Genomic DNA, 24,951 nt, shown 5'->3' with positions numbered 1-24,951 from the left:
ATTCCTCGCCGGCCTCGACCTCATCCTCACCGGAATCACCACACACCAAAACCCCACCGACCCGACACCGCCGTAACTCACCCCCCACCCAGCGAGGTTCAGCCCATCGGCGCGTGCTCGGGTGAGGGCGACGGCGCGCCGGTCCATCCGCGCAGGGCGGCTTCGAGGCCGGTGGCGGCGGCGACGTCGGTGGTGTCGGAGGCCCAGGCGACCACCCCGTCCGGGCGTACCAACACCCCGGTCGGCGTCGCGTGGTCGTCGGTCACGCTGCTCACTCGCCCGGCCCAGGCCGCGGCGAGGCGGGTGAAGGTGCCGTCCGGAGTGCGGTCGAGCAGCAGGAACCCGCCGCCGTGACCGTGGTCGGACAGACGGGAACCGTCCGTCAGCCACAGGTCGGGGACGTAGCGGCCGACCAGCGGGTGGTCGCCGGGCAGGTCGATGCGCTGCGTGACGCCGGAGATCTTCTTGACCGCGTAGGTCGTGCCGTCCCGGGTGCTCAGCAGATCGGCGACGACCTCCCGCAGCGCGGCCGACTTGGCGTCCCCGCGCATCACTCCGATCTGAGCCCGCGTCCAGTCCAGCACCCAGGCGCCCAGGGGACGGCGCTCGGCGTCGTAGGTGTCGAGCAGCCCTTCGGGTGCCCACCCGGCGACCACGGCACCGAGCTTCCAACCGAGGTTCATCGCGTCGCCGACCCCGAGATTGAGCCCCTGACCGCCGAACGGTGAGTGCACGTGCGCGGCGTCGCCGGCCAGCAGCACCCGTCCCGACCGATAGGTCGCGGCCTGGCGGGCGTTGTCCGTCCAGCGGGTCGCGGCGCCGCGCAGCGCGGTCAGCGTGACGTCGGTGCCCGAGACCCGACGCAGGACGGCCTGCAACTCCTCAAGGGTGACCGGCGCCATGGGGGTCCCTCCGCGCGAGCGAAGCCGAGCGTGGGGGAGGTCGGCGGGAGCGTCGCCGAACTCCACGGTGACCACCCGCCCGGGCTGTGGGCCGTAGCGGTACGCACCCCGAGTCGACCACACCCATCCGTTCGCGAGCTTCTCCGGGTCGGCGATGTCGGCGACCGCCAGGTGTCCGGTGAGTTCGGGGTCGGTGCCGGGGAAGTCGATGCCCGCGAGGCGGCGTACGGTGCTGCGCCCGCCGTCGCACCCGACCAGCCACCCGGTGCGCACCGTGCCGGCCGTGGTGCCGACGAGCACGCCGTCGCCGGTGTCTTCGAGCGCGGTGACCTCCACCCCGCGACGCACCGGTACGCCGAGTCGCGCGACATGCTCGGCCAGCAACTCCTCCAGCTCACGCTGCGGCACCATCCTCGCTCCGTCGACCGCGGCGTGCGCGGCGAGGTCGGCATCGGACCAGTCCACGAGGCCGGCGTCGAGGACCATCCCCGCGAAATGCCCGGTGAACCGCGACTCGTGGGCTCGCCGGCCACCCCCGGGCCGCTGGTCGTCGGCCGTGGGAGCGAACGACCCCACCCGCTCGAGCATCTCTCGCTGCACGCTTTCGGCGGCAGGCAGCAGGCCGCGGCGGTCGAGTGCCTCGGCCGTCGGCACGTTGATCGACCCTGCCTTCATCGCTTCGGACGGCTCGGCCAGTCGCTCGAGCACCTGCACCGTCGCCCCGGAGAGCGCCAGTTCCGCGGCGAGCACGAGGCCCACCGGCCCGGCTCCGACCACGGTCACGTCCACAGCCTGGTTCACATCGATATTCACGAACAGCGTTCTATATACGAACGGTGTTCGTGTCAAGTTATAGTGCTCAGGTGAACCCGAGAGAACGACGCGCGGCGCGCCACCAACTGCCGAATCCCGAGCTCGAAGCCGCCCCCAGGCAGCGGCGCCGCAAGGCCCCGATCACCGTGCAGCAGGTCATCGACACCGCGCTGGACGTCATCGCCACAGAGGGCTACGAGGCCCTGACCATGCGCCGACTGGCCGGCGCGCTCGACACCGGACCCGCCTCGCTCTACGCCCATGTGGTCAACAAGGCCGACCTCGACGAACTGCTCATCGCGCGGCTGTGCGCCGAGCTCGTACCACCCGAGCCCGACCCAGCAGCCTGGCGGGAGCAGGTCCGCAACGTATGCACCCAGTTGCGCGACCAGTACCTGAAGTACCCCGGAATCTCCCGCGCCGCGCTCGCCATGGCCCCCACCGACCTCGAGACCCTGCGCGTCAGCGAAGGAATGCTGGCGATCCTGATCGCCGGCGGCGTCGCCCCGCAGACCGCCGCCTGGGCCATCGACGCCCTCTTGCTGTACGTGGCCGCCTACTGTCTGGAGATCTCCATCCTGAATCAGCGCAAGGTCCACAACGAGGCGGACTGGGTGGTCGACACCGACGAGCTCCAGCGCAGACTGACCGCGCTGCCTGCCGAGGTCTTCCCTCACACCACCCGCTACGCGGCCGAGCTCACCGCCGGCGCGGGCCACGACCGGTTCGACTTCACCCTCGCCCTGATGATCGACGGGCTCGACCACCGCTAGCGAGACGTCACCGTCCCGTTAGCGGTGGTCAGTTCACGGTTGCCGGGCGGAGCGCGGGTACGACCGTGAAGGCCGTCCACGACACGCGTTCGACGACCAGGCGACGCAGCGTGCGTACCTGGCGGGGGGTGTTCCAGCCGAGTACGCCGACCACCCTCCCGTGGTGGCCGTAGGCGGCGGCGAAGCAGCCGTCGACCGGGTCGCCGTGGACGATCCGCACGTCCGCGTCGGGTGGGAAGACGCCGTACGCCTGGATCCTGGTGTCGTACTGGTCCGTCCAGAAGTAGGGCACGGGAGCGAACGGTTTGGCGTCGCCGAGCAGGTTGCCGGCCGCGGCCATGGCCTGTTCGGTGGCGTTCATGCGGTGTTCCAGTCGCATGCGGGTGCCGAAGTGCGGGTTGTGCCAGGAGGCGACGTCCCCGGCGGCGTAGATGCCGGGTGCGGCCTGGCACAGCGCGTCGCACTCCACGCCGTCCCGCAGTCGCAGGCTCGAGCCGGTCAGCCAGCGGGTCGCGGGCGTGGAGCCGAGGGCCAGGACGACGACGTCGGCCGACAGCGTGGTGCCGTCGCCGAGTTCCACCCCGGTCACCCGGCCGCCTGCTCCGCGCAGCCGGCGCACCGGTGTCCCGCAGCGCAGGCGCGTGCCGTGGTCGCGGTGCAGGTCGGCGACGAGCGCGCCGATGCGGTCGCCGAACGGGCGCCGTACGGGGACGGGCTCCGGCTCGACCACGGTCACCTCCAAGCCCATGGTCCGGGCCGCCGCGGCGACTTCGGTACCGAGGAATCCGGCGCCGACCACGACCACCCGGGGCCCGGTGAGCAGCGCGGCGCGTAGGCCGAGGGCGTCGTCGAGCGTGCGCAGGACGTGGACTCCGGCGAGATCACTGTCGGGAAGGTGCCGGGGGGTCACACCGGTAGCGATGATCAGACCGTCGAAGCCGATGCTCTCGCCGTTGCCGAGGCGCACTTGGCCGCCCTGCACGTCGAGGGCGGTGGCGCGCTGTCCGAATCGCAGGTCGGCCTCGAGCCGTGCCAGGTCCTGCAGGGAGCGCAGGGTGGCCCGTTCGGGCTTCCAGACGCCGGTGAGGATCTGCTTGGACAGCGGCGGCCGGTCGTACGGCGGATGTGGCTCCTCGCCGATCAGGGTGAGGTCGCCGCCCCAGCCTCGGTGGCGGAGGGCTTCGGCCGCGGTCAGGCCTGCGGCCGAGGCTCCGACGACGACGATCCGCTTCACTGCTTGTCCCCCTGTTCTTCCACTTCTTCCACCGTCCCCTGTTCTTCCACCTTGTCCCCCTGTTCTGCCACCCAGATCGCCTGGGCCGGGCAGAGGGCGACGGCCTGCCGGACGTCGTCCGCCAGGTCCTCGGGCGGGGTCTCGGTGAGCAGGACGACGATGCCGTCCTCCTCGCGCTGGTCGAACACCCCCGGTGTGGCCAGCACGCACTGGCCGGAAGCGACACACTTGTTCTGGTCGACGATGACCTTCATCGGTTCCTCCATTCCCGCGCGACACTTGGCCGCGGTCACCAGGTGATGGGCAGTTCGTAGACGCCGTAGGCCAACCCGTCGTGCTTGAAAGGGATCTGGTCCAGGTCCGTGGCCAACCGCAGGGTCGGGATGCGGCGGTACAGGGTGCCGTAGACGACCTGCAGTTCCACGCGGGCCAGCGGCTGGCCCAGGCACTGGTGCACACCGAAGCCGAAGGCCACGTGATGGCGGGCGTTGCGGGCGATGTCCAGCCGGTCGGGGTCGGGGAAGGCGGCGGGATCGCGATTGCCGATGTCGTTGGCCACGACGACGCCGTCGCCGGCACGGATGGTCACCCCGCTGATCTCGATGTCCTCCAGGGCCACACGGCGCCGTCCGCTGTGCACGATGTTCAGGTAGCGCAGGAGTTCCTCGACCGCCGAGGCGACCACCTTCGGATCGTCGCTCTCGCGCAGCCGGGCCAGCTGGTCCGGGTGCTGCAGCAGGGCCAGGGTGCCCAGCGCGATCATGTTCGCGGTGGTCTCGTGACCGGCGACCAGCAACAGCAACCCCATGTCGGCCGCTTCACGTCGGGAGAGTTCGCCGGCCCTGACCCGCGCGGCCAGCGTGGAGAGCAGGTCGTCCGCCGGGTGAGCGAGCTTGTCCCCGATCAGCCGGTCCAGGTAGTCGACCAGCCGCTCGGTGGCCGCCCGCCCCTGCTCCGGCGTGGTGGTGCGCTTGATCAGCACCTTGCTGTTGGCCTGGAAGAAGTCGTGGTCGGCATACGGGACACCGAGCAACTCGCAGATCACCAGCGACGGCACCGGCAGCGCGAACGCCTGGACCAGGTCCACCGGCTTGGGCCCGGCCAGCAACTCGTCGATCAGATGGTCCACGATCTTCTGGATGGTCGGCCGCAGCGCCACCATGTGCTTGATGGAGAAGGCCGCGGTGGCCATCCGGCGCTGCCGGGCGTGCTCCGGATCGTCCATCGCGATGAAGCTCCGCGACTGCCTCCGGCGCTCCTTCTGGCCCGCGCCCACGTGCGGGTAGCACGGGAGAGTGCTGTCCGCGCTGATCCGCGGATCGCCCAGCAGCGCCCGCTGGTCCTCGTAGCGGGTGACCAGCCACGGGGTGCTGCCGTCCCACAGCCGGACCCGGCTGATCGGGGCCTCGGTCTGCAGGGTGCGCAGGGCCGGCGGCGGGTCGAACGGGCAGCCGGCCGCTCGGGTCATCGGGTAGTCCGGTGTCTCCGCCGACGGCGCGTCAGTGCCGGGTGTCGAGAGAGTGCTCATGGTTCTCCGCCCTTTCCGGAAGTCCGCTACAGGGCAGGCGCCAGGACCGGGGCCCGGCGCGCGCGGGGCGCGACGGGGCAGGTCCCGCCTGCAGGAGAGGACACCCAAGAGCGCCGCCCGGAGGTTCAGGGGGCTGAACCTCCGCCTGGAACGCCGGGTTGTGGGACGGCTTGGACCATCCGCTGGACGATGGGCAGGGCCGTACGCAGGGCTTCGCCCAGCGCTTGCACGTCCTGCTCGGGCAACGCGGCCAGCAGGCCGACCACCCGGGCACTCTGCGCCCGCCGGCGCTCGACCATCACCTCGCGCCCGGCATCCGTGATGGCGACGAGGCGCACCCGCCCGTCTTCGGGATGGCCCACTCGCGTTGCCAGACCCTGGGCTTCCAGCCGCTGCACCAGCACGGTCATCGACGGTTGAGCGATGCCCTCCGCCGCTGCCAGCGCGGTCAGCCGGATCGGACCTTCCCGCTCCAGCCTGCTGAGCGCCCCGGCGGTGGTCAGACTCATGTCCTGCCGGTCCGACAGGAGGTACCTGGCCATCCCGATGGTCAGCTGGTTCAGCGCCGCCGCCACCTCCCGGGGACCCTCTTCAGGTGTCTCATCCATACCTTCATTCATATCACCCATCTATATAGACAGGCTATATAGATGGGTGATATGTCTGGTGGTGGACCGTTAAGGGTTCTGGTCACGACCAAGGCGCCATCGCGGCGTCGGAAGAAGGTGATGACCGTGACCTGCGTCTACACGCCGAACATGTCCCCGCGGCACGCCACCGCCCGGCGTCCACAGGCATCGGACGGCGCCTGGCCCCTGGCACACCGCCCGGAAGCCGCCAGGGAAGCCCGCAGGATCGCCAAAAGGGTCCTGACCCAGTGGAGGGTCGCCGATGAGGCGGCCAACTCCGTGCTGCTGACCGTCTCCGAACTCGTCACCAACGCCGTGGAGCACGCACAGCCCCCACTGAACCTCGACCTGAGCCGCGACCCGGGCACCCGGTGCGTGCACATCGAAATCTCCGACGGCGGCCCGGCCGCCACGGACGGCGACTGGGCAGCCAGTTGCACCCGCGGCGAGCACGGCCGCGGGCTGGCGATCATCGACCAGCTCACCGCCGCGCATGGCGACCGCCAGGAGCCCGGACACGTCATCCACTGGGCCGACGTGGATGCACACGCCTGACCGGGCTCATGGCACAGGGCATCTTGCGGCGAGAGAGTTGTACGGGCGCACTCCCTTCAGCGCGGCGACCAACTGCCCGTTCGCGGCGACGAGCCTGGCGGTCTCACTGTCGGTGAAGAACCTCCGTGCCGCCCATGGCCCGGACATCGGGCATACCCTCCGAGCCGTTCGGCGTCGACGACTGCCGCGATCGTTCAGCCTGTGGGCATGCCGACACGTGCGTCCTCAAGGGTCCCCCGCAGCCGGGCGAGGGTGGTCGCCAGCTGTTCGAGTGACCGTGCGGTCAACGGGTCGGCGAGCCAGGTGCGCAACTCGTTCTCGAAGGTCGGCGTGGCGGCGTCCAGGAGTCGCCGGCCCGCCTCCGTCAGAGCGAGCAGCGACGAGCGGCGGTTCTGCGGGTTGGGGCGGCGGCTCACCCACCCCGCGGCCTCGAGTCGGTCGACCCCTTTTCAGGTCGCGCCCACGGTGATGGCGACCTCGTGGGCGAGGTCGTTCACCCGGCAGTGCTCACGGCCACCGATGATCCGCAGGAACTCGAACTGGCTGGCGGTCAGGCCGTGCTCGGCCCGCATCTCGATACGGAGGACAGCGTGAGCAAGGAACAGCGCGCGGCCGTCGACGCCCTGCTGCGATCGGCGGCGATCGATGCCAGTCGCACACCCGAGGAACTGCGCGCGGCTTTCGCCGCGATGATGGCTGGTAGTCCATCGCCGGTCGGGGTCACCCTCACCCCGAGTGTCCTCGGTGGCCGCCCGGCACTGGAGATCGAGCCGGAGGACGGGGCGATCGGCGCGACGATCCTCTACTTCCACGGTGGATCCTGGGTGTTCGGCTCGCCTGCCACGGCCCAGCACATCACCGCGGCGCTCGTGCGACGTACGGGTGCCCGGGCCGTCTCGCTCGACTACCGGCTCGCACCTGAGCATCCGTTCCCGGCGGCGATCGACGACGGCGTCGCGGCCTACCGCGACCTGCTCGAGCAAGGCGCGCCGGCCGAGCGGATCATGCTGGCCGGGGACTCGGCCGGCGGTGGGCTGAGCATCATGGCCGCGCTCGCCGCGCGTGACGCCGGCCTGCCGCGGCCGGCCGGGGTGGTCGCGTTCTCGCCGGGGCTGGACGCGACCCGCAGCGGCGAGAGCATGACGACCAAGGACGGGATCGACCTGCTGTTCACCTGCCAGTCGCTGGTGCGTCTGGGCGCCCACTACCTGGCGGGCCAAGACCCGCGGCAGCCGCTGCTGAGCCCCGCGGTGCACGCCGACCTCACCGGGCTGCCGCCGCTGCTGCTGCAGGCCGGGTCGAACGAGGTGCTGCTCGACGACTCGACCCGGCTTGCGACCCGCGCGGCCGGAGCCGGTGTCGACGTGATCCTCGACGTCACCGCCGACGTGCCACACGTCTTCCAGTCGTTCACCGGCTCGCTCGACGAGGCGGACGCGGCGCTGGACCGGGCCGGTCGCTTCATGCTCGACCGGCTGGCGACCGCCCCAGCCGCGCTCTGACGGCCGCGCTCTCGGATACCGGGTGGGGTCGGTTCGGCCCACTCCCCTGGATGGCCTACTCGGGCAGTGGGCGGTCGTCGACGACGTGCTTCATGACAAGGGTGGAGGTCAGGCGCTGGACCCCCGGCAGGGTGGCGAGCCGCTGGTCGTACAGCTGCTGGAAGGCGGACAGGTCGGCGGTGGCGACGCGCAGAAGGTAGTCGGGCTCACCGAACAGGCGCTGGGCCTGGATCACGTGCGGGACGGCGGCCACGGCCTCCTCGAACGCGGAGACGGTGTCACGGTCCTCCCAGCCCAGGGTGACGAAGACCAGGGCTTCGAAGTCGAGACCGACGGCGGCCGGGTCGACGACCGCGCGGTAGCCGCGAATCGCGCCCTCGCGTTCGAGGTCACGCAGGCGGCGATGGCAGGGCGAGATGCTCAGCTTCACGCGGGCGGCCAGCTCGGTCACCGTCAGACGGCCATCCAGCTGTAGCTCGGTAAGAATCTTCCGGTCCAGGGCGTCCATGAGAAAGATTCTCCCCCAGTGGGCGCGATCATGGAGCAAAGACAGCAACATTTTCGGGCAATACGCGCCTAATCTTCCCTCTCAAGGCAAGAAACGTGAGAGGGAAAGATCGATGGACACGACGACGGTGGCGGCTTTCCTGGCGGTGGATCTGCTGCTGGTGTTCACCCCGGGCGCGGACTGGGCCTACGCGATCACGGCGGGGCTGCGCGACCGGTCGGTCGTCCCGGCGGTCGCCGGACTGATTGCCGGATACGCGGGATACACGGCGCTCGCCGTGGCCGGCCTGGTGGTGATCGTGGCGAACTCGGCCACCGTTCTCACCGCACTGACCGTCGCAGGGGCCGCTTACCTGATGTGGCTGGGCTGGGGTGTCCTGTCGCGCCCGTCGGTGCTGGGCGCGTCCACGAAGGCCATGCCCTCCTCCCGTCGGCTGATCATGCTCAAGGGAGCCGGGATCAGCGGCCTGAACCCGAAAGCGCTGCTTCTGTACTTCTCGCTGTTCCCACAGTTCATCGACCCCGGGGCACGCTGGCCGGTCGCCGCGCAGATCGGGCTGCTCGGCACGCTCCACATGACCGCCTGCGCCGTGGTCTACCTCGCCGTCGGCGTGCTGGCCCGCACCGTGCTGAAGACCCGGCCTTCGGCGGCCCGGGCAGTCACCCGCGCCTCCGGTGCCATGATGATCGTCATCGGAGGGTTCCTGCTGGTGGAACGCCTGGCCGGCTGACAGACCCGCCCGACCCCGTTCAACACCGTGATGTCCGCCGAAGGTTCAACACCGTGATGTCCGCCGAAGGAGAGCACATGGAAGAGCAGGCGCAGCGCGAACAGGCGAGCCCCGAGGTGCAGGCGCGCATCCGGACGAGTTTCGACCGGCAGGGGCTGATGGGCCTCCTCGGAGCACGGATCACGCGGATCGCGCCGGGCCGCGTGCACATCGTCCTCCCGAGCCGGCCCGAAGTGACGCAACAGCATGGCTACTTCCACGCCGGCGCCACCAGCGCGATCGCGGACACCTCGGGCGGCTACGCGGCGTTCACGCTCTTCCCGGAGAACACCGACGTACTCACGGTCGAGTACAAGATCAATCTCCTGGCACCCGCCGTCGGCGACCACATCGAGGCGGTCGGAACGGTCCTGAAGTCCGGACGCACCCTGACCGTGTGCCAGTTGGAGGTGTTCGGCGTCCAGGACGGCCGACGGTCGCTCGTCGCCAACGGCCAGCAGACGCTGATCCGCGTGAACAGGCCCGAACGGTGAGGCCGCAGCCGCTGCCGCCCTGGGTCACCTGGCAGCAAAGGCCGTTTCCCGATGCCAACCTACTTCTGCTCCACGGACGCCAACCGGCCCTGGTCGACAGTGGATTCGTCGGCCACGCCGAGGACACGGCCGCATGGGCCCGCGCCCACGCCGGAGACGTCGGCCTGGTCGTGAACACCCATTGGCACTCCGACCACGTCGGTGGCAACGCCCTCCTGCAGGCGGGCGGCGCCGGCATCGCGGCCGGTGCCCCGGAGGCGGACGCCGTCGCCCGCCGGGACCCGGGTTGCTGCGCTGCGGAATACCTCGACCAGCCCGTAAGCCCGTACACCATCGACATGGCGCTCGACGACGGTCAGGTCCTCCGCCTCGGTGAAGCCGACTGGGAAGTGGTCAGCACCCCCGGGCACACGCCCGGGCACCTCGCGCTGTGGCAGCCGGAAGAACGGCTCCTCGTGGTCGGGGACGCGCTGTCGGACTACGACGTCGGCTGGGTGAACCTGGCCCTCGACGGGCCCGACGCGGCCGCCACCGCTCTCGCCTCCCTGAAGCGGATGGCCGACCTCGCCCCGCGCGTGCTGCTCCCCTCGCACGGGCCGATCCCCGCCGACCCCGGTGCGGCCTTCGTCACCGCGCTGCGCCGCGCGCGGCGTCTCGTCGACGACCCCGACGGCGCCATCTGGTACGGGGCCCGGCGGATCTTCGCCTTCGCCCTCATGATCCGCGGCGGGATCCCCACCGACGAGGTCGAGCCGTACCTGCACGCGCGGGCCTGGCTGACCGACGCCGCGCGCCTTCTGGGCCTCACTCCCGAAGCACTCGCCGCCGAGCTCATCGCCCTCATGCTCCGCAGCGGCGCCGTCATCCTTCGGGACGGGCGCCTGCACGCCGCCGCCGAGCACACCCCGGTCGAGGCGGAGACGCTGCGCGTGCCGTACCCGCGCGCGTGGCCGAAGACGGCGCCGCGCTGACTCGCGGGCTACCGCGTCACGTCGACCGAGTCGACCGCTGCATGAACCGGGCCTCTCGACAGTCGCTGCCCCAGCCCGGACGCGCCGTCAGTGGAGGGCGTCCGAGAGGCGGGTGAAGCTGTGGCCGGTGGCCAGCAGTTGAGGGACGGCGGCGGTGATGCCTCGGGCAGTGCCGCCCCGGGGGTGGTTCATGTGGCAGATGACGATGGATCCGCCGGGGGCGGCGGCGACGGTCGTACGGACCTGTTCGGGGGTGAAGGTGGCGCCGCCGTCGCCGTTGACCGAGAAGCTGACGAAGCGTTCTCCCAGGACGGTGACGATCCGTGCCGCGACGTCGTCGCAGTAGGCGGTGCCGGAGCGGAAGAAGCGTGGCGGCGTGCCCAGCAGTCGGGTGAGCGTGGTCTGGTTGCCGGAGATCTCGTCGTACACCTCGGCGGCGCTGCGGGTGCCGGGGATGCCGTAGGCGGAGCGGCCGGTGACCGAGAGCGGCCGGTGACGGGTGCCGTGGTTGGCGATCTCGAACAGCGGCTCGGCGGCCAGCCGGCGGAAGATGGCGGGGTTGGCGTCGATCCAGCGGGAGTTGATGAACAAGGTGGCCGGTATCTCCCGTCGACGCAGGAAGTCGATCAACGCACGGTCGTAGCCGCTGCCGCCGGGGCCTCCGCAGGCGTCGAAGGTCAGCGCGATCACGCGTCTGGTGGTCGGCAGCGCGTGGACCACGGCGGGTGCGTCGAAGCCCCAGGTATGCGGCACCGCGTGCCCGTAGCGGGCCACGATGTCCGCGCGGGTGACGGCGCGGGACACGCTGGGCGCGGTGGCCGACGGGCTGGAGCCCGGGGTGCTTGTGCCGGTTGCGATCGCCGCGGATGTGGAGAGGGAACCGGTGACGGAAGCGCTGCGGTCGACCGTGCTCTGGGGGCCCGCACAGCCGGCGAGCGCGCCTCCCGCCATGGCCGCCAGCACCGCCCGGCGACTGGGTGTCATCCGTTCCCCTTGTTCGAAGATCCTCGACGGGACACCCCGCTACGGAAACCGTACGCGGCGGAAGCGACATGATCAGTAAGAGGGCGGCAAGGGTTCGCCAACAATCCCTTTTGACGTCCTCCCCCGCTTAAGAGAGGGGGATTCCAACCCAGGTGGGTTGAGGTTCACGGATGCTCGAACGGCTGGTGGCCGTTGTCATCCCTCCGGCACCGGCTGATCGCCGGGGGCGGGGAATCCCGCCCTGTCCTGCCGCGACGTTGGTTGCTGCGTTGGTGTCTGCGTTGCAGGTGAAGCCGCAGAAGGAGCAGACGAACTCGGCTTGGCTCTTGCGCGAGTTCTTGTCGATCCATCCGCAGGCGGAGCAACGCAGGCTGGTGTGGGGGCGGGTACGTCTTCGACCCGGCCGGGGGCCTTGTGTTCGGTGCGCTGCCGGAGCAGGCCCCAGTCCTGCGCGAGGATCGCCCGGTTCAGTCCGGCTTTCTGCTTGACCTGCTTGCCGGGCTGCCCGGCGGTTCCCCTGGCCGAGCGGGTCGTGTTCTTGATGTTCAGCTTCTCGAACCGCACCAGGCCGTAGGTGCGGGCCAGCATCGTGCTGGTCTTCTCGCACCAGTCCTTGCGCCGGTCGGCTTCACGGGCTTTGAGCTTGGCCACCTTGGCGTACTCGGCGGTCTTCTGCTCGCTTCCCTTCGCGGCGCGTGCGGCACGTCGCTGGTGTTTGCGGACCTGCGCGCGTTCCTTCACGATGAGCTGCGGGCAGTTCAGCTTCCGCCCGTCCGACAGGGCGGCCGTGATCTTCACGCCCCGGTCGATACCGATGACCTCGTCCCACCCGAGCCCCACCGGCGGCTGAGCTTGTGCACCACCACGGACCGGCCCATGACCTGCCTGCCGGTCCTCGCGTTGAGCCTGGCGCTGCCGGCACCGGTCAGCTCCGGGACCCGGTCGGTGCCGATGACGCGGAATCCCTCGTGCCGGTACTTCTTACGCCAGGTTGGCTCACCGAACTCGGACGTGAACCGCGCCTGCTTGGCCTGGGCGAAGTCCTTCAGCGCTTGCTGCTGAACGTCCGCGTTCCCGCTGCCGAGCCACTCGGTCTCGCGCCGGGCTTCGGTGAGTTGCCGCCACTGCGCGGCGAAGCCCGGCGCGGCCTTGCGGCCCTGATACCTGAGACTCCCTGACGATCTGCACGAGCAGGCCAAGGCCGCCGCCGACGCTGACGACCGCTCCCTGAACTCATGGCTTGTATCGCTCGTACGCCGCGCTGTCGCGGATGGTGAACGCCCCTCCGCCCAGGGGGCGTAACGGCTGCCTCTGCCCCGCTACACGGGAGCGGGCATTCACCCCGGCCCTGAAAGACCGGGCACCCTACCTGAAACCCCGGTGGATCATTTGCCGCCGTGCTGGTCGTTCTCCTTGTCCGCTGCACGGGTCTCCTTGGCCGCCGCCTCATCGGCGCGGCGCAACTCCTGGTACCGATCCCACAGTTCGGGCCGGGAGTCGTCCATGTACCAAGCACGCAGGAAGAGCTCGAGGAAGGCGCTCTCCGTCTCGTCGCCGCCGCGGCGGTACAGCTCCGGGTCCGACTCGACCAGCGCGGCCACCGGTCGCCAGCCGTCCGGGTTCTCGGCCACGGTCACCTGGAAGATGCCACGGCCGGTCCAACTGCGATGCAGCGTCAGCTGGTCGCCGTCCAGGTACGCGTTCCACTTCTCGTCCATGCTCAGCGCCCGCACACCGTGCCGGACACGCTGCCACTGCCCCGAAGTCCACACCAGCGCAGGCACCGGAACCGGCTCGGGGCGGCGCAGCGGCGTCACGTCGCGACCCAGACCTGCGCGGCTGAGGTCCGCACCCGGTTCGCCCTCGCGCACCCACTCCGGCAGTGCCTCCGACGCAGCCCGCCACGCGGCGGGTATCCCCGCCGTGCCCACCCGAGCGGCGACAATTCCGCCGACGATCGCGCAGGTGGTGTCGACGTCCCCGCCCACCGACGCACACGCCCACAACGCCTCCGTGAAGTCCTCCAGGTGCCGGGCCGCGCACCACAGGGCGAAGGGCACCGTGTCCGCCGCGCTCACCCGCCGGCCGTTGCCCAACCGGTGCGCCGCGTACTCGGCGTGCGGCTGGCCCAGCAACTCCCGCGCCTCGGCCACCCCGGAACGGACCCGTCCCTCCGGTGTGAGCTCCTCCACCGCCGCCAGCAACTGGGCTCCGGTCACCGGCCGAACACGCCCGCGTGCGGCGCACGCGGCTCCCACCGCCACGGCGACCGCCCCGGCCACCGCCTCCGGATGGGTGTGCGTCACCCGCGCCGATCGCCCGGCCTGCGCGGCTGCCTCGGCCAGATCCACGGCGTACCAAGCGCCCAAAGGCGCCACCCGCATCGCGGCCCCATTGCCCCACGACCCCTGGCCGTCGAACAGCTCCGCGGCCAGCTCCTGCCACCTGCCGCCCTCGCGTACCAGGCGCAGCAGCCGGTTCATCGCCGGACCGTAGCCTCGGTCGAAGTCGTGCCTGTGGGCGAAGCCGTGCGCCAGTTCGTGCTGGTCCACGCTGCCGCGTCGGCGCAGCACGTCGAAGACCGAGCAGGCCATCTCCGTGTCGTCCGTCCATGGCCATTCCGCGGCAGGCAATCGCCGCTCCCGCAGGCCGGGGAGATTGTCCGGTACGAAGAACTGGGCGCCGAAGGCGTCACCCACCGCCAAGCCGCGCAGGGCGTCGCGGGCGGCGGAGCGGTGATCGAAGGAAGGGCAGGCGGAAGGATCGAGGAAGGGGAACTCAGCGGGCATCTCCCCCATCCTGCCAAGCCGACCTGCCGCAGCGCCACGGCAATTGCCGGCGTTGACTGCCGCGCGGGCCTGGTGCTGAGTCATCCAGTGGGAGGCGTGCAGGCGAGGCGTCCAGGTGTCCTGCCGACCGGGCACCCTCCCGGCGAGCAGCCGGGAGTGGCGGATGAGAGTTCTGGGCATGGTGCGTTGGGGGTACAGACCCGGTGCGCGGAGAGTCAGACTTGCCTCGACCTCTGGTCCTAAGCTGTTTTTCCCACTCCGCCCTGGGGAGTTCCCTCCGGTCCGGACAACCGTGTTCCCGTCAGATCCCTGGCGGGGAGCACCCAACAATGGAGCGCGCATGGCCTACGAGGCGATGGGTGATGACGTCTACCAGCCGGACGGGTCGGAGGTGCAGGACGACGCCGGGCTGCTGGACGTCTCGGACACCCTCGACGACCGCGGTATCGACGAGGCTCTCGACGAGGGCTACTCGCCCCCGGAGAAGCCTTGGGGCGTGGAGCACACCGGTGTCACGGCGGCGGAGCGGCAACGAGGGGAGAGCCTGGACGAGCGGCTTGCCGAGGAGGTCCCCGACATCGCCGGCCAGGATGGTGACGGCATCGGGGACCTTTGGGACGGCGACGGGGAACTCATCGACGACGAGGTGGGAGACCTGCGGGCGGGCCGCCTCATCGCGCCGGACGAGGGCGCTCACGAGGACACCGAAAAGGACCTGATCGCTTACGACGTCGGCGTCGACGGGGCGGGCGCATCGGCCGAGGAGGCCGCGATGCACGTGATCCCCGACTCCGAGTCCTTCTAGCCTGCCCGGTTCGTCGTCTTTCTGGCGTGCCTGGTTCGTCGTCCTCATGGCCTGGTGGCGTGCGGACGTCGGTGCGCCGCGAGGTGGCCGTCAGCGATGGAAGGCGGCACCGAAGTGTGCGCCGGACACGGGCGCGGCCAGGGTGCGCGGTCCGAAGCTCACCGACCTGGTCGCGGTGACGCCGGAGGCGGTGCCGGGGAAGACCCACACGGCTCCCGAGCCGCTGTTCTCCTCCGGTGCCGAGACGGCGACGTGCCCGCCGACGACGGCGGTGCGGCTGCCGAACCGGTCACCGTTCTCGGCCGTACCGGGCACCCCGGCCGTGTTCTGGCTGAAGACCTGGACCCTGGTGCCGGAAAGACCCGTCGAACCGCCCCTGAGAACGGCGAAGGTGCCGGCGTCGGTCCGGCCGGCGAGGTCCTCACCGGGGACACCGGTGACGACGTCGGCGTAACCGTCGCCGGTGATGTCGCCGACGGAGACGTCGGTGCCGAAGCGGTCGCCGCTCTCTCCCGTCCCGGGGACTCCGGGGGTGTTCTGGCCGATCAGCGTGGCTCGCGCCGCGAACCCGTTCGCCGTGCCGCGCACCACGCCCACGAGACCGCCCCCTGCCGCCGTGCTGCGGCCGAAGACGACGTCCGACCGGCCGTCGGCGTCGATGTCACCGAGGGCGATGCTGTCCGCGGACACGGTGTCGGGATAGGCGATGAACGGCCCTGCCACCAGACCGTTCTCAGTCCCCTTCAGCAGTCGCAGACGGGGCGGCGGGATCGTCCCTCCGTCGTCCGAGTCCCACGGACCACTGCTGACCACCAGGTCGGTGGTGCCGTCGCCGTCCACATCGCCCGCTTCCATGGCGTAGACACGGACATCGAGGTCGACGAGGGGACCGGTGCGGGCCGCTGAACCGCTCCGGCTGAAGGGCCCGTACCGCATCTGATAGGCCGTCGCCAGGTCCAGGTGCCCGTCCCCGTCGAAGTCACCGGCCCGGGTCTCCGCCCGGCCCTGTCCGATCGTGGTGGCGGTGGCGAGCCCGCCTGCCCCTCCCCACACGACGGTCTGCAGCCCGACGTCACGCGCACTGCCGATGTCCTCGCCCGGGGCTCCGACGACCAGGTCGGTGAAGCCGTCACCGTCCAGGTCGGCGGCCGTGAGCGAGCCGCCGAAGTGGTCACCCGCCTCCGCCGTGCCGGGTATCCCGTAGCGGTCCTGGCTGATCACCTGGCGCTTGACACCGTTGGGGCCCTCGGCCATGCCGTAGACGACGGCGAAGTATCCGGCGCCCGCCTTGCCGTTGACAGTGCCGCCGGGGGCGGCGATCGCGACGTCGGTGTATCCGTCACCGTCGAAGTCGGCACGCACGGACGCCGCGGCATCGGAGGCGAGGGCGCCCGCAGGGGCGTCTTCGGCGTAGGACACCGCTGTCGCCGCCCCCGTCACGGCCATGACGGCGGCGGCGACAGCGGCGGCGGACACGTGGAATCTCCGGGAGGACATGGCAAACCCCTAGGAATGGAGGGCAGTGGGCCGCACTTCTCACGCATACGGCAACCACCAAGACCCGCACGGGGCGCCAACGGTTGTACGCCGCCCCTTCACCTGGGATTCACCCCGAACAGTCCGCGCGTATCCCGGGCTGTTCCGTCTCCAGGATCTCCAGCGGAAATAGACTCGAGGGGACTGTCTGCGCCCGCTGTATGCAGGAAGAAGCCGGTGTCGTCGAGCCGCATCCCTCTGCAGGAGATCCTCATGGACTACTTCGACCTCGGGACCCTGACCCGGCCCGTGTCGACCCGTTCGCCGGAAGCACAGTGCTGGTTCGACCGCGGTCTCGTGTGGAGTTACGCGTTCAACCACGAAGAGGCGGTCACCTGCTTCGAAACGGCGGCCGCCGCGGATCCCGACTGCGCCATGGCGTACTGGGGTGTCGCATACGCGCTGGGCCCCAACTACAACAAGCCCTGGGAGTTCTTCGACGACGTCGATCTGCGGCACACGGTGGAACGGACGCACGCCGCCGTCGAACGGGCTCACGCGCTGTGCGGCACGGCCACACCGACCGAGCGCGCGCTCATCGAGGCGCTGCGCGAGCGCTATCCCGCCTCACGCGCCGTCGAGGACTGCTCCGTCTGGAACGAGCCGTACGCCGACGCCATGCGTGCCGTGTACGAACTCGCTCCCGACGACCCTGATGTCGCCACGCTCTACGCGGACGCGCTGATGAACCTCACCCCGTGGCAGCTGTGGGACCTGCGCACCGGCGAGCCCGCCCCCGGTGCGCGCACGCTGGAGGCGAAAGCCGTCCTCGACCGCGCGTTGCTGACCGAGACCGGCGCCGACCACCCGGGCGTCCTGCACATGTACATCCATCTGATGGAGATGTCGCCGACGCCGGAGGAAGCCCTCACCGTCGCCGACCGGCTGCCTGGACTGGTACCGGACGCGGGGCACCTGCAGCACATGCCCTCCCACCTCGACGTGCTGTGCGGCGACTACCGACGGGTCGTGTCGGCCAACAGTGCCGCGATCAGGGCCGACGAGAAGTACCTGCGACGGGCCGGCGCGATGAACTTCTACACGCTGTACCGCTCGCACAACTATCACTTCAAGATCTACGGCGCGATGTTCCTCGGCCGGTCCAGGACGGCGCTGGAGACGGCCGCGCAGCTGGAGGCGTCCATCCCCGAGGATCTGCTACGTGTGGAGAGCCCGCCCATGGCCGACTGGCTGGAGGGGTTCCTCGCCATGCGGGTGCACGTACTGATCCGGTTCGGCCGGTGGGAGGAGATCCTCGCGCTGCCGATGCCCTCCGACCCGCTGTTGTACTGCGTCACCACGGCGATGCTGCACTACGCGCGCGCAGTGGCGTACTCCGCCACCGGTGCGACCGCCGAGGCCGGGGCCGAACGCGAGCTGTTCCGCCGCGCGGTCGCACGGGTTCCCGAGACGCGGACGCTGTTCAACAACACCTGCCGGGACATCCTGGCCATCGCCGCCGCCATGCTCGACGGCGAACTCGAGTACCGCGGGGGCGAGTACGACCTCGCATTCGCCTCCCTGCGGCGCTCCATCGAACTCGACGACCACCTGCCCTATGACGAACCGTGGGGCTGGATGCAGCCGACCCGTCACGCCTACGGGGCGCTCCTGCTCGAACAGGGCCGAGTCGAGGAGGCCGAGGCCGTCTACCGGGCCGACCTCGGACTCGACCACACGCTGCCCAGGTCCTCACAACATCCGGGAAACGTCTGGGCACTCCACGGCTTCCACGAATGCCTCGTGCGGCTCGGCAAGACGGGGGAAGCCCGGATCATCGCCCAGCAACTCACCATGGCCACCGCACTCGCGGACGTCCCCATCGAGGCGTCGTGCTTCTGCCGACTCGACACCGCGGGCCCGACGAGCCTTTGCTGCTCCGAACAGCCGAGTGGGAATGGCTCAGTGACCAGCCGCGGGGACCAGACTCTTCGATTCCGGTCCCCGCGCTGAGGAAACAGTGCTGTGGTCGGTTCAGTTGACGCTTTGCCCGCCGTCGACCATCAGTGTCTGACCGGTGATGTAGGAGGAGAGGTCCGACAGCAGGAAGAGGGTCGCGTTGGCCACTTCCTCGGGCTCACCGAGCCTGCCCAGCGGGATCTTCTCGCCATGTGGGTGGTACTCGGTGCCGTCCTCGTTCCTGGTGATGCCGCTTTCGGTGAGAGGGGTGCGGATCACCGTCGGGTTGACGCTGTTGACGCGGATGCCGTCGGGGCCGAGTTCGACGGCGGCGGCGCGGGCGAGCGCGGTGACGCCGCCCTTGCTGGCGCTGTAGATCGAGATGCCCTCGATCCCCAACTCGGCGAAGACGGACCCGTTCAGCACGATCGAGCCGCCTTCCTTCTGGCGCTTCATCTGCGCCGCTTCCGCCTGGAGGTAGAAGAACGTGCTCTTGAGATTGCCGTCAACCAGGACGTCCCAGGTCTTCTCGTCCAGCTCGGTCAACGGACCGACCATGGCGGTACCGGCGTTGTTGAACGCCGCATCCAGTCGGCCGAAGTGTTCGACGATCCGACGCACCACGTCCCCGGCGCCGGCGATGTCGGTTGCGTCGGCCCGGATGAACAGCGCCTCACCTCCCGCCTTGGAGATCTCGTCGACCACCTGTTCGCCGACCTCGGCGCGACGCCCGGTGATGGCCACCTTGGCGCCTTCCTCGGCGAACAGGACGGCGGCGGCGCGGCCGATGCCCGAAGTTCCACCGGTGACCAGCACTACTTTGTCGTTCAGAAGTCCCATGATTGTTCCTCTGGGGTGTCGATTCGTTGCCCGCCTTCGTGGACAAGGGGGTCAGGTGAGGGCCACCGCTCCGCCGTCCACGGTGAGGACGGTTCCGGTGACGTAACTGGCCCGCGGAGAGGCCAGGAAAAGGATCGCCTCGGCGATCTCCTCGGGGGCGGCGAGCCGGCCGAGCGGCACCTCGGCGCCGATGCGCTCGAAGCTCTCCTCGCCGATCATGCTGGAGACGTTCTGGGTGCGTGTGTGACCGGGCGCGACGGCATTCACCCGGACCCCGAGGCTGCCGAACTCGACCGCCCAGGTGCGGGTGAGGGACTCGACCGCGGCCTTCGTCGAGCCGTAGGCGGCAGTGCCGGGAATGCCGCGTTGTGCGGCGATCGTCGTGACGTTGACGATGCTGCCGCCGCCCCGGGCCGCCATCTTCTGCGCCAGCGCCGCGGTGAGGAAGAACGGTCCCTGCACATTCGTCTCGAAAAGCTGCTGGAACGCGTCCAGGCCCTGGTCCACCGTGGGAGCGAACGGGAACGCTCCGGCATTGTTCACCAGGACGTCCACGTCACTCGCCTCCTCGACAAGCCTGCGCACCGACTCCGGATCCCGCAGGTCTGCCTGGAGGAAACGTGCTCGCCCGCCGTGCTCGCCGAGCACGGCCGCAGCCTTGGCGCCGGCTTCCTCACTCCGGCCGGCGATCACGACCTCGGCTCCCTCGCGGGCGAGCAACCGTGCCGTCGCGAAGCCGATTCCGGTTGCGCCCCCGGTCACGAGCGCCTTCCGGTCGCGGAACTCCATGATCCTGTCCTTTCCATCGGTGACATCGGGTGACATCGCGGCGTGTTGACCACCGCGATGTCGTAGAACCACGCGATGTCGTAGAACCAATGGAGCTGTCGGCGCCATGCCCTCCGGCCATTCGTCCTCGCAGGGCCCGGCCATCAGGAATGTTTATGGCCTTGGTGGCGCTGCGGGTCGCCACGCTCCAACCCACCCGATGCTCGCCCGTCGGGCGGCAGTGTCACCAGACGCTGCAGCGGGTCAGCCGCCCGTGTCGTTGCCCAGCGCCACCACGAAATGCCCGAGGTCCTGTCGGTGCGACCTGGCCTGCCACACCGCCCAGGTCCGACGCACCAGAGGGCTGCCTGCCAGGGGCTGCCACACGACGTTCTCGGGCAAGGGGTGGAACCAGTGCGGCGGGGCCAGGGCGAAGGCCGTCCCGTCGCTCACCGCCGCCAGCTTCACTTCGGCGAGCAGCGTCTGCCCTCCCACGGCGGAGGCCTCGATGTCGATGCCGTGTCCACGCAGTACGGCGGTGACCTCGTCGTACCAGACGGGGCTTCCGGAGCGGGGGAAGCCGACCCAGTGGAGCCCGGCGAGGAAGTCGAGCCGAACACCCTCCGGGCCGGACAGTTCGGCGGCACGCTCGGCCGCGAGCAGCACGCCCAGCCGCTCCTCCATGACCCTGATCGCGTCCAGGTCACCCCCGGGCGGGCGCTCGCGCAGCAGGCCGATGTCGAGTTCTCCGGTGCGCAGGGCCGCCGTCTGGTCCGCCGTGGACATGTGCCGGGGTTCCACCCGAGTCTCGGGATATGCGTCTGCGAGTGCGGCCAGCGGGCGGGTCAGGAACCCGGGGGGCAGTTCGAGCGGGATTCCGAGCCGGAGGACGGAGCCACCCGGTGCGGCGTGCCGGGCGACGACGGCGACGGCCTGGTCGTACCGGGCGAGCACCGCGCGGGACTCGGCCAGCAGGGTCGTGCCGGCCTCGGTCGGCTGGACCCCGGTCGAACTGCGCACCAACAGGCCGACTCCGAACTCCCGCTCCAGAGCGAGCACCATCTGGGAGAGCCGGGGCTGGCTCATGTGGAGCCGACGGGCCGCGGCGGACAGGGCGCCCTCCTCCACCACCGCCACGAAGGCCCGCATGTCCCGGAGATCCATGGTTCCCATCGCACCACATGGACGGATCGCGGCACGACCGGATGCCATAAACATCCCTGATGGAGGGTGGTCCCGGAGCGACTGGGCGAACGCTACGAACCGGCCTGCCCAGGTGGTTGTGTGGAAGAACGGCGCACGACGGCGCCGCGCCACCGTAGGAGTGACCATGACCGGCGCAACACCCGAATACTTCACCGCCTTCAAGAACATCGCCTTGAGCCGCACCGACTCCGGAGTGCTGACCCTGCGCTTCCACACGGACGGCGGCCCGGCCACCTTCAGCGGACAGTTGCACACCGACTTTCCCCGCGCCCTGTTCGAGATCGGCGAGGACCGGGACAACCGGGTCTTGGTGCTGACCGGCGCCGGGGACCGCTTCATGACCGAGATCGACGGAGCAAGCCTCGGGGACATCACCAAGCCCGCCCAGTGGGACCGCACCGTCGCCGAGGGCCGCCGGGTGATGCAGCGCCTGGTCGACCTGGAGATGCCGATCGTCGCCGCCGTCAACGGCCCGGCCTCCGTACACAGCGAGTACGCGCTGCTGGCCGACATCGTCGTGGCCGCGGACACCACCGTCTTCTCCGACTTTCCCCACCTGACCTTCGGCATCGTGCCCGGCGACGGCATCCAGATCGCCTGGGAAGAGGCCATCGGCGTCAACCGCACCCGCTACCTCACCCTCACCCAGGGCTCGTTCACCGCCGACCAGGCCGAACGGTGGGGCGCCGTCGCCGAGGTGCTGCCGCTGGAGCGGGTGCTGCCCCGGGCCCAGGAACTCGCGGAGCGGCTCGCCGCCAAGCCGCAACTGCTCACCCGCTATCTGGCCGTCACCCTGCGGCAGCGGATCAGCCGCCGCATGGCCGAAGGCACCCAACTGGGCATGGCGCTCGAGGGCCTCACCGCCGCCGACCTCGCGTACGGAAGCGGGGACGAGGCGTGACCGCCGCCGACCGCTGGATCGGTGCACTGCACGAGTCGTCCCAGCGGCTGGGGCACGCTGTCGCCGACCTGCCGCCCCAGCGTCTCGCCGAGGCCTCGTACGCCGAGGGCTGGACCATCGGCCAGGTGCTGTCCCACCTGGGCAGCGGCGCGGAGATCTCCACCGTGCTCGTGGAACGGGGTCTCAAGGGGGACGAGCGGGGCCCGGTCCGCGAGGAGCTCCTGCCGGTGTGGGAGCGGTGGGACGCGCTGTCCCCCGTCGAACAGCGCGCCGCGTGGCGGGAGGCCGACGAACGCCATCTGGCGCTCCTGGACTCCGTCGGCCCCGGGCAGCGCACGTCCCTGCGCGTGCCGTACTTCGCCGGCCTGCTCGATCTGGCGTCGTACGCCGGCTACCGGCTGTCCGAGCAGGCCGTACACGCCTGGGACGTCATGGTCGCGCTGGACGAGCGGGCGGTACTCGCCTCACCCGACGTGGCACTGCTCTGGGAGCGGATCGACCTGGTGGCCACCCGCTTCCGCGACGCCGACGCCCTGACCCGCCTCTCACCGCAGCGCGTACGAGTGGAGCTCACCGACCCCCGCCACACGCTGCTTCTCGACATCGACACCGAACTCCACCTCTACCCGACCCCTCCCACCGACCCCACCGCCCTCCTGACCGGCCCCGCGGAGTCGGCACTGCGGCTCGTCTACGGCCGCAATCGCCCCCAGGACCCCCTGACCGCCACCGGCTCGATCTCCCTCGACGACCTGCGGACGCTCTTCCCCGGATTTTGACCGGCCTCCGATCTGCCGCAGCCGTCACCGCCCACAGTGGAGCTTGCGATCCGCCACGCCCCGCTGGCCGTGAGCCGAGCGGATCGGCACGTCCCGAGGAACGATGGAATCATGAACACTTCACCTGAAATCACTCCAGAAGCCGCCGCGAGAGACACCGCGGAAGACACCTATGACGTGATCGTGCTCGGGGCCGGCCCGGTCGGCCAGAACGCCGCCGACCACGCCCGCGCGGCCGGGCTGACCGTCGCCGTGGTCGAGCGTGAACTGGTCGGCGGTGAGTGCTCGTACTGGGCCTGCGTGCCCAGCAAGGCACTGCTGCGGCCGGTCATCGCCGTCTCGGACGCACGCAGGGTCGACGGTGCCCGCCAGGCGGTCACCGGACGGCTCGACACCGCCAGGGTCTTCGCGCGGCGCGATCACTACGTCACCGACTGGGACGATTCCGGGCAGGCCAACTGGGTCAAGTCCATCGGCGCCGATCTGTTCCGCGGGCAGGGCCGGATCGACGGACCACGCCGGGTGACCGTCACCGCCTCCGACGGCGGGCGCCGCACCCTCAACGCCCGCCACGCGGTCGCCATCGCCACCGGCAGCCGCCCTGTACTGCCCGACGTACCAGGCATCGAGGAAGCCCGTCCGTGGACCAACCGCGAGGGCACCGACTCCAGCCAGGTGCCGGGCCGGCTCGCCATCGTCGGCGGTGGAGGGGTGGGCGTGGAAATGGCCACCCTGTGGCAGGGCCTCGGCGCCCAGGTCACCCTGCTGGCCCGCCGCCCGCTGCTGCCCCGGATGGAGCCCTTCGTCGGCGACGTGGTCACCCAAGGGCTCACCGAGGCGGGCGCGGACGTACGCATCGGCGTCTCGGTGACCGGACTGAGCCGCCCGGACCCGGCGGGCCCGGTCACCCTGAGCCTCGACGACGGGAGCCGACTGGAGGCCGACGAGGTCATGTTCGCCACCGGTCGGGCGCCGCGCACCGACGACATCGGCCTGGAGACCGTGGGCCTGGCCCCCGGGTCCTGGCTCGATGTCGACGAGACCTGTCTGGTCAGAGAAATGGAGGGCACCTGGCTCTACGCCCTCGGTGACGTCAACCACCGCGCCCTGCTCACCCACCAGGGCAAGTACCAGGCGCGGACGGCGGGCGACGCGATCGGCGCCCGCGCCAAGGGGCTGCCGCTCGACAACGGGCCCTGGGGCGACCACGCCACCACCGCCGACCAGCACGCCGTGCCGCAGGTCTTCTTCTCCGACCCCGAGGCCGCTGCCGTGGGCCTGTCCGCCGAACAGGCCACCGGAGCCGGCCACCGCGTCTCCGTGGTCGACGTGGACTTCGCCCAGGCCCAGGGGGCGAACCTGTATGCCGACGGCTACCGGGGCCAAGCCCGCATGGTCGTCGACCTCGACCGTGAGGTCCTCCTCGGGGTGACCTTCGTCGGCCCCGGCGTCAGTGAACTGCTGCACTCCGCAACCGTCGCCGTCGCGGGCGAGATCCCCCTCAAGCGACTGCGGCACGCCGTCGCCTGCTTCCCCACCGTCAGCGAAGTCTGGCTGTTCATGCTCAAGGCCTACAAGGGCTAGCACGCACCGCCAACGGCCTGTCGGCGGTGGCGCCGCGCACGACCACGAGCGTGTGCGCAAGCTGCGCGAGCAGGCAGTCATCCGCGCATGAGATACCGGACCCCGCCCCCGTCCCCCGGGGGGGGCCCCGTCCCCCAAGGCCTTTGGATCCCCGGCAATTTCCCCCCCTGTCCCCCGGGGGG

General features: G+C 70.5%; 26 protein-coding genes and 3 pseudogenes. 12 read left to right on the top strand and 17 right to left on the bottom strand.

What is annotated here, in order from left to right; translation table 11 throughout:
- Window positions 1-98: 98 nt before the first annotated feature.
- Window positions 99-1,715, bottom strand: coding sequence for an FAD-dependent oxidoreductase (locus KVT44_RS53575; RefSeq protein ID WP_308314402.1), 1,617 nt, complete (start codon window positions 1,713-1,715; stop codon window positions 99-101).
- Between the two features lie 50 nt (window positions 1,716-1,765).
- Between KVT44_RS53575 and KVT44_RS53570 the strand changes: the two genes are divergently transcribed.
- Window positions 1,766-2,488 (top strand): TetR/AcrR family transcriptional regulator, encoded by a 723-nt coding sequence (locus KVT44_RS53570; RefSeq protein ID WP_217576246.1) that lies wholly within the window; start codon window positions 1,766-1,768, stop codon window positions 2,486-2,488.
- A gap of 28 nt (window positions 2,489-2,516) precedes the next feature.
- On the opposite strand, the gene KVT44_RS53565 is transcribed toward KVT44_RS53570, so the two are convergent.
- From KVT44_RS53565 to KVT44_RS53550, 4 genes and pseudogenes are all read right to left on the bottom strand, one after another.
- The gene (locus KVT44_RS53565; protein WP_217576244.1) at window positions 2,517-3,722 is read right to left on the bottom strand and encodes an NAD(P)/FAD-dependent oxidoreductase; all 1,206 of its coding nucleotides are present in this window, start codon (window positions 3,720-3,722) and stop codon (window positions 2,517-2,519) included.
- Window positions 3,723-3,784: 62 nt separating this feature from the next.
- Window positions 3,785-3,976, bottom strand: a pseudogene (locus tag KVT44_RS53560) (ferredoxin); the annotation flags it as partial.
- A 35-nt stretch (window positions 3,977-4,011) separates the two neighbouring features.
- The gene (locus tag KVT44_RS53555) at window positions 4,012-5,250 is read right to left on the bottom strand and encodes a cytochrome P450 (protein WP_217576240.1); all 1,239 of its coding nucleotides are present in this window, start codon (window positions 5,248-5,250) and stop codon (window positions 4,012-4,014) included.
- Window positions 5,251-5,375: 125 nt separating this feature from the next.
- Entirely contained in the window at window positions 5,376-5,858 is a 483-nt protein-coding gene (locus tag KVT44_RS53550) for a MarR family winged helix-turn-helix transcriptional regulator (RefSeq protein WP_217576238.1), read from the bottom strand.
- A gap of 120 nt (window positions 5,859-5,978) precedes the next feature.
- Between KVT44_RS53550 and KVT44_RS53545 the strand changes: the two genes are divergently transcribed.
- The gene (locus KVT44_RS53545; RefSeq protein WP_254651133.1) at window positions 5,979-6,434 is read left to right on the top strand and encodes an ATP-binding protein; all 456 of its coding nucleotides are present in this window, start codon (window positions 5,979-5,981) and stop codon (window positions 6,432-6,434) included.
- Between the two features lie 194 nt (window positions 6,435-6,628).
- Here KVT44_RS53545 and KVT44_RS53540 read toward each other — a convergent pair whose 3' ends face one another.
- Together KVT44_RS53540 and KVT44_RS60420 are read right to left on the bottom strand one after the other, a co-directional pair.
- Window positions 6,629-6,850, bottom strand: a complete 222-nt coding sequence (locus tag KVT44_RS53540; RefSeq protein ID WP_217576236.1) for a hypothetical protein — start codon at window positions 6,848-6,850, stop codon at window positions 6,629-6,631.
- 33 nt (window positions 6,851-6,883) lie between these two features.
- The gene (locus KVT44_RS60420; RefSeq protein WP_302832247.1) at window positions 6,884-7,006 is read right to left on the bottom strand and encodes a hypothetical protein; all 123 of its coding nucleotides are present in this window, start codon (window positions 7,004-7,006) and stop codon (window positions 6,884-6,886) included.
- Window positions 7,007-7,024: 18 nt separating this feature from the next.
- On the opposite strand from KVT44_RS60420, the gene KVT44_RS53535 reads away from it, so the two are divergent.
- Complete coding sequence (locus tag KVT44_RS53535) at window positions 7,025-7,936, top strand: alpha/beta hydrolase (protein WP_217576234.1); 912 nt, start codon at window positions 7,025-7,027, stop codon at window positions 7,934-7,936.
- A 55-nt stretch (window positions 7,937-7,991) separates the two neighbouring features.
- Here the strand turns inward: KVT44_RS53535 and KVT44_RS53530 are convergent, their stop codons facing one another.
- Entirely contained in the window at window positions 7,992-8,444 is a 453-nt protein-coding gene (locus KVT44_RS53530; protein WP_054233896.1) for an Lrp/AsnC family transcriptional regulator, read from the bottom strand.
- Between the two features lie 112 nt (window positions 8,445-8,556).
- On the opposite strand from KVT44_RS53530, the gene KVT44_RS53525 reads away from it, so the two are divergent.
- From KVT44_RS53525 to KVT44_RS53515, 3 genes are all read left to right on the top strand, one after another.
- Complete coding sequence (locus KVT44_RS53525) at window positions 8,557-9,174, top strand: LysE family translocator (RefSeq protein WP_217576232.1); 618 nt, start codon at window positions 8,557-8,559, stop codon at window positions 9,172-9,174.
- Between the two features lie 77 nt (window positions 9,175-9,251).
- Entirely contained in the window at window positions 9,252-9,707 is a 456-nt protein-coding gene (locus KVT44_RS53520; protein WP_217576230.1) for a PaaI family thioesterase, read from the top strand.
- Window positions 9,704-10,678 (top strand): MBL fold metallo-hydrolase, encoded by a 975-nt coding sequence (locus KVT44_RS53515; protein ID WP_308314401.1) that lies wholly within the window; start codon window positions 9,704-9,706, stop codon window positions 10,676-10,678. The genes KVT44_RS53520 and KVT44_RS53515 overlap by 4 nt, the downstream gene beginning before the upstream one ends.
- An 87-nt stretch (window positions 10,679-10,765) precedes the next feature.
- Here KVT44_RS53515 and KVT44_RS53510 read toward each other — a convergent pair whose 3' ends face one another.
- The 4 genes and pseudogenes from KVT44_RS53510 to KVT44_RS59570 form a co-directional block, all read right to left on the bottom strand.
- Window positions 10,766-11,662 carry a polysaccharide deacetylase family protein gene (locus KVT44_RS53510; protein WP_217576228.1) on the bottom strand — a complete coding sequence of 299 codons (897 nt, stop codon included), beginning with the start codon at window positions 11,660-11,662 and terminating at the stop codon, window positions 10,766-10,768.
- A 127-nt stretch (window positions 11,663-11,789) separates the two neighbouring features.
- A complete protein-coding gene (locus KVT44_RS60915) occupies window positions 11,790-12,269 on the bottom strand; it encodes a zinc ribbon domain-containing protein (RefSeq protein ID WP_308314403.1) in 480 nt (159 codons plus the stop codon).
- Window positions 12,245-12,460 (bottom strand): annotated as a pseudogene (locus KVT44_RS59575) (RNA-guided endonuclease TnpB family protein); the annotation flags it as partial. The pseudogene KVT44_RS59575 and the gene KVT44_RS60915, both read right to left, overlap by 25 nt.
- Window positions 12,457-12,861 (bottom strand): hypothetical protein, encoded by a 405-nt coding sequence (locus KVT44_RS59570; protein WP_254651132.1) that lies wholly within the window; start codon window positions 12,859-12,861, stop codon window positions 12,457-12,459. The gene KVT44_RS59570 and the pseudogene KVT44_RS59575, both read right to left, overlap by 4 nt.
- Here KVT44_RS59570 and KVT44_RS60415 point away from each other — a divergent pair.
- Window positions 12,827-12,964 (top strand): YlcI/YnfO family protein, encoded by a 138-nt coding sequence (locus KVT44_RS60415; protein ID WP_099925104.1) that lies wholly within the window; start codon window positions 12,827-12,829, stop codon window positions 12,962-12,964. The two genes, KVT44_RS59570 and KVT44_RS60415, sit on opposite strands and share 35 nt — an antisense overlap.
- 566 nt (window positions 12,965-13,530) lie before the next feature.
- Here KVT44_RS60415 and KVT44_RS53495 read toward each other — a convergent pair.
- Window positions 13,531-14,451: pseudogene (locus tag KVT44_RS53495) on the bottom strand (ADP-ribosylglycohydrolase family protein); the annotation flags it as partial.
- A gap of 340 nt (window positions 14,452-14,791) precedes the next feature.
- Between KVT44_RS53495 and KVT44_RS53490 the strand changes: the two are divergent.
- Entirely contained in the window at window positions 14,792-15,256 is a 465-nt protein-coding gene (locus KVT44_RS53490; RefSeq protein ID WP_097228600.1) for a DUF5709 domain-containing protein, read from the top strand.
- 90 nt (window positions 15,257-15,346) lie between these two features.
- Here the strand turns inward: KVT44_RS53490 and KVT44_RS53485 are convergent, their stop codons facing one another.
- Entirely contained in the window at window positions 15,347-16,753 is a 1,407-nt protein-coding gene (locus KVT44_RS53485) for an integrin alpha (protein WP_217576224.1), read from the bottom strand.
- A 252-nt stretch (window positions 16,754-17,005) separates the two neighbouring features.
- Between KVT44_RS53485 and KVT44_RS53480 the strand changes: the two genes are divergently transcribed.
- Window positions 17,006-18,745 (top strand): hypothetical protein, encoded by a 1,740-nt coding sequence (locus KVT44_RS53480; protein WP_254651131.1) that lies wholly within the window; start codon window positions 17,006-17,008, stop codon window positions 18,743-18,745.
- A 21-nt stretch (window positions 18,746-18,766) separates the two neighbouring features.
- Here KVT44_RS53480 and KVT44_RS53475 read toward each other — a convergent pair whose 3' ends face one another.
- From KVT44_RS53475 to KVT44_RS53465, 3 genes are all read right to left on the bottom strand, one after another.
- Window positions 18,767-19,531 carry an SDR family NAD(P)-dependent oxidoreductase gene (locus KVT44_RS53475; RefSeq protein ID WP_099918577.1) on the bottom strand — a complete coding sequence of 255 codons (765 nt, stop codon included), beginning with the start codon at window positions 19,529-19,531 and terminating at the stop codon, window positions 18,767-18,769.
- A gap of 51 nt (window positions 19,532-19,582) precedes the next feature.
- The gene (locus tag KVT44_RS53470; RefSeq protein WP_099918578.1) at window positions 19,583-20,320 is read right to left on the bottom strand and encodes an SDR family NAD(P)-dependent oxidoreductase; all 738 of its coding nucleotides are present in this window, start codon (window positions 20,318-20,320) and stop codon (window positions 19,583-19,585) included.
- 243 nt (window positions 20,321-20,563) lie between these two features.
- Window positions 20,564-21,463, bottom strand: a complete 900-nt coding sequence (locus tag KVT44_RS53465) for a LysR family transcriptional regulator (protein WP_229889012.1) — start codon at window positions 21,461-21,463, stop codon at window positions 20,564-20,566.
- 166 nt (window positions 21,464-21,629) lie between these two features.
- Here KVT44_RS53465 and KVT44_RS53460 point away from each other — a divergent pair, with 166 nt between their 5' ends.
- From KVT44_RS53460 to KVT44_RS53450, 3 genes are all read left to right on the top strand, one after another.
- Window positions 21,630-22,406, top strand: a complete 777-nt coding sequence (locus KVT44_RS53460; RefSeq protein WP_217576220.1) for an enoyl-CoA hydratase/isomerase family protein — start codon at window positions 21,630-21,632, stop codon at window positions 22,404-22,406.
- Window positions 22,403-23,185 (top strand): maleylpyruvate isomerase family mycothiol-dependent enzyme, encoded by a 783-nt coding sequence (locus tag KVT44_RS53455; RefSeq protein WP_217576218.1) that lies wholly within the window; start codon window positions 22,403-22,405, stop codon window positions 23,183-23,185. The genes KVT44_RS53460 and KVT44_RS53455 overlap by 4 nt, the downstream gene beginning before the upstream one ends.
- 111 nt (window positions 23,186-23,296) lie before the next feature.
- Window positions 23,297-24,769, top strand: coding sequence for an NAD(P)/FAD-dependent oxidoreductase (locus tag KVT44_RS53450; RefSeq protein ID WP_190170426.1), 1,473 nt, complete (start codon window positions 23,297-23,299; stop codon window positions 24,767-24,769).
- Window positions 24,770-24,951: the final 182 nt, after the last annotated feature.

The sequence above is a fragment of the Streptomyces sp. GbtcB7 genome, from assembly GCF_019091445.1.
GTDB lineage: Bacteria > Actinomycetota > Actinomycetes > Streptomycetales > Streptomycetaceae > Streptomyces > Streptomyces mirabilis.
Note: the sequence above shows the minus strand (reverse complement) of the source record. Positions and strands in the feature narration are given on the sequence as shown.

Excerpts from the sequence above, each read along its gene's own strand:
- KVT44_RS53510 (WP_217576228.1), bottom strand. The coding sequence starts at position 11,662 with ATGACACCCAGTCGCCGGGCGGTGCTGGCGGCCATGGCGGGAGGCGCG.
- KVT44_RS53545 (WP_254651133.1), top strand. The coding sequence starts at position 5,979 with ATGACCGTGACCTGCGTCTACACGCCGAACATGTCCCCGCGGCACGCC.
- KVT44_RS53460 (WP_217576220.1), top strand. The coding sequence starts at position 21,630 with ATGACCGGCGCAACACCCGAATACTTCACCGCCTTCAAGAACATCGCC.
- KVT44_RS53555 (WP_217576240.1), bottom strand. The coding sequence starts at position 5,250 with ATGAGCACTCTCTCGACACCCGGCACTGACGCGCCGTCGGCGGAGACA.
- KVT44_RS53465 (WP_229889012.1), bottom strand. The coding sequence starts at position 21,463 with ATGGATCTCCGGGACATGCGGGCCTTCGTGGCGGTGGTGGAGGAGGGC.
- KVT44_RS53475 (WP_099918577.1), bottom strand. The coding sequence starts at position 19,531 with ATGGGACTTCTGAACGACAAAGTAGTGCTGGTCACCGGTGGAACTTCG.
- KVT44_RS53520 (WP_217576230.1), top strand. The coding sequence starts at position 9,252 with ATGGAAGAGCAGGCGCAGCGCGAACAGGCGAGCCCCGAGGTGCAGGCG.
- KVT44_RS53530 (WP_054233896.1), bottom strand. The coding sequence starts at position 8,444 with ATGGACGCCCTGGACCGGAAGATTCTTACCGAGCTACAGCTGGATGGC.
- KVT44_RS53470 (WP_099918578.1), bottom strand. The coding sequence starts at position 20,320 with ATGGAGTTCCGCGACCGGAAGGCGCTCGTGACCGGGGGCGCAACCGGA.
- KVT44_RS60420 (WP_302832247.1), bottom strand. The coding sequence starts at position 7,006 with ATGCGGGCCGAGCACGGCCTGACCGCCAGCCAGTTCGAGTTCCTGCGG.
- KVT44_RS53480 (WP_254651131.1), top strand. The coding sequence starts at position 17,006 with ATGGACTACTTCGACCTCGGGACCCTGACCCGGCCCGTGTCGACCCGT.
- KVT44_RS53550 (WP_217576238.1), bottom strand. The coding sequence starts at position 5,858 with ATGGATGAGACACCTGAAGAGGGTCCCCGGGAGGTGGCGGCGGCGCTG.
- KVT44_RS53485 (WP_217576224.1), bottom strand. The coding sequence starts at position 16,753 with ATGTCCTCCCGGAGATTCCACGTGTCCGCCGCCGCTGTCGCCGCCGCC.
- KVT44_RS53525 (WP_217576232.1), top strand. The coding sequence starts at position 8,557 with ATGGACACGACGACGGTGGCGGCTTTCCTGGCGGTGGATCTGCTGCTG.
- KVT44_RS53490 (WP_097228600.1), top strand. The coding sequence starts at position 14,792 with ATGGCCTACGAGGCGATGGGTGATGACGTCTACCAGCCGGACGGGTCG.
- KVT44_RS53450 (WP_190170426.1), top strand. The coding sequence starts at position 23,297 with ATGAACACTTCACCTGAAATCACTCCAGAAGCCGCCGCGAGAGACACC.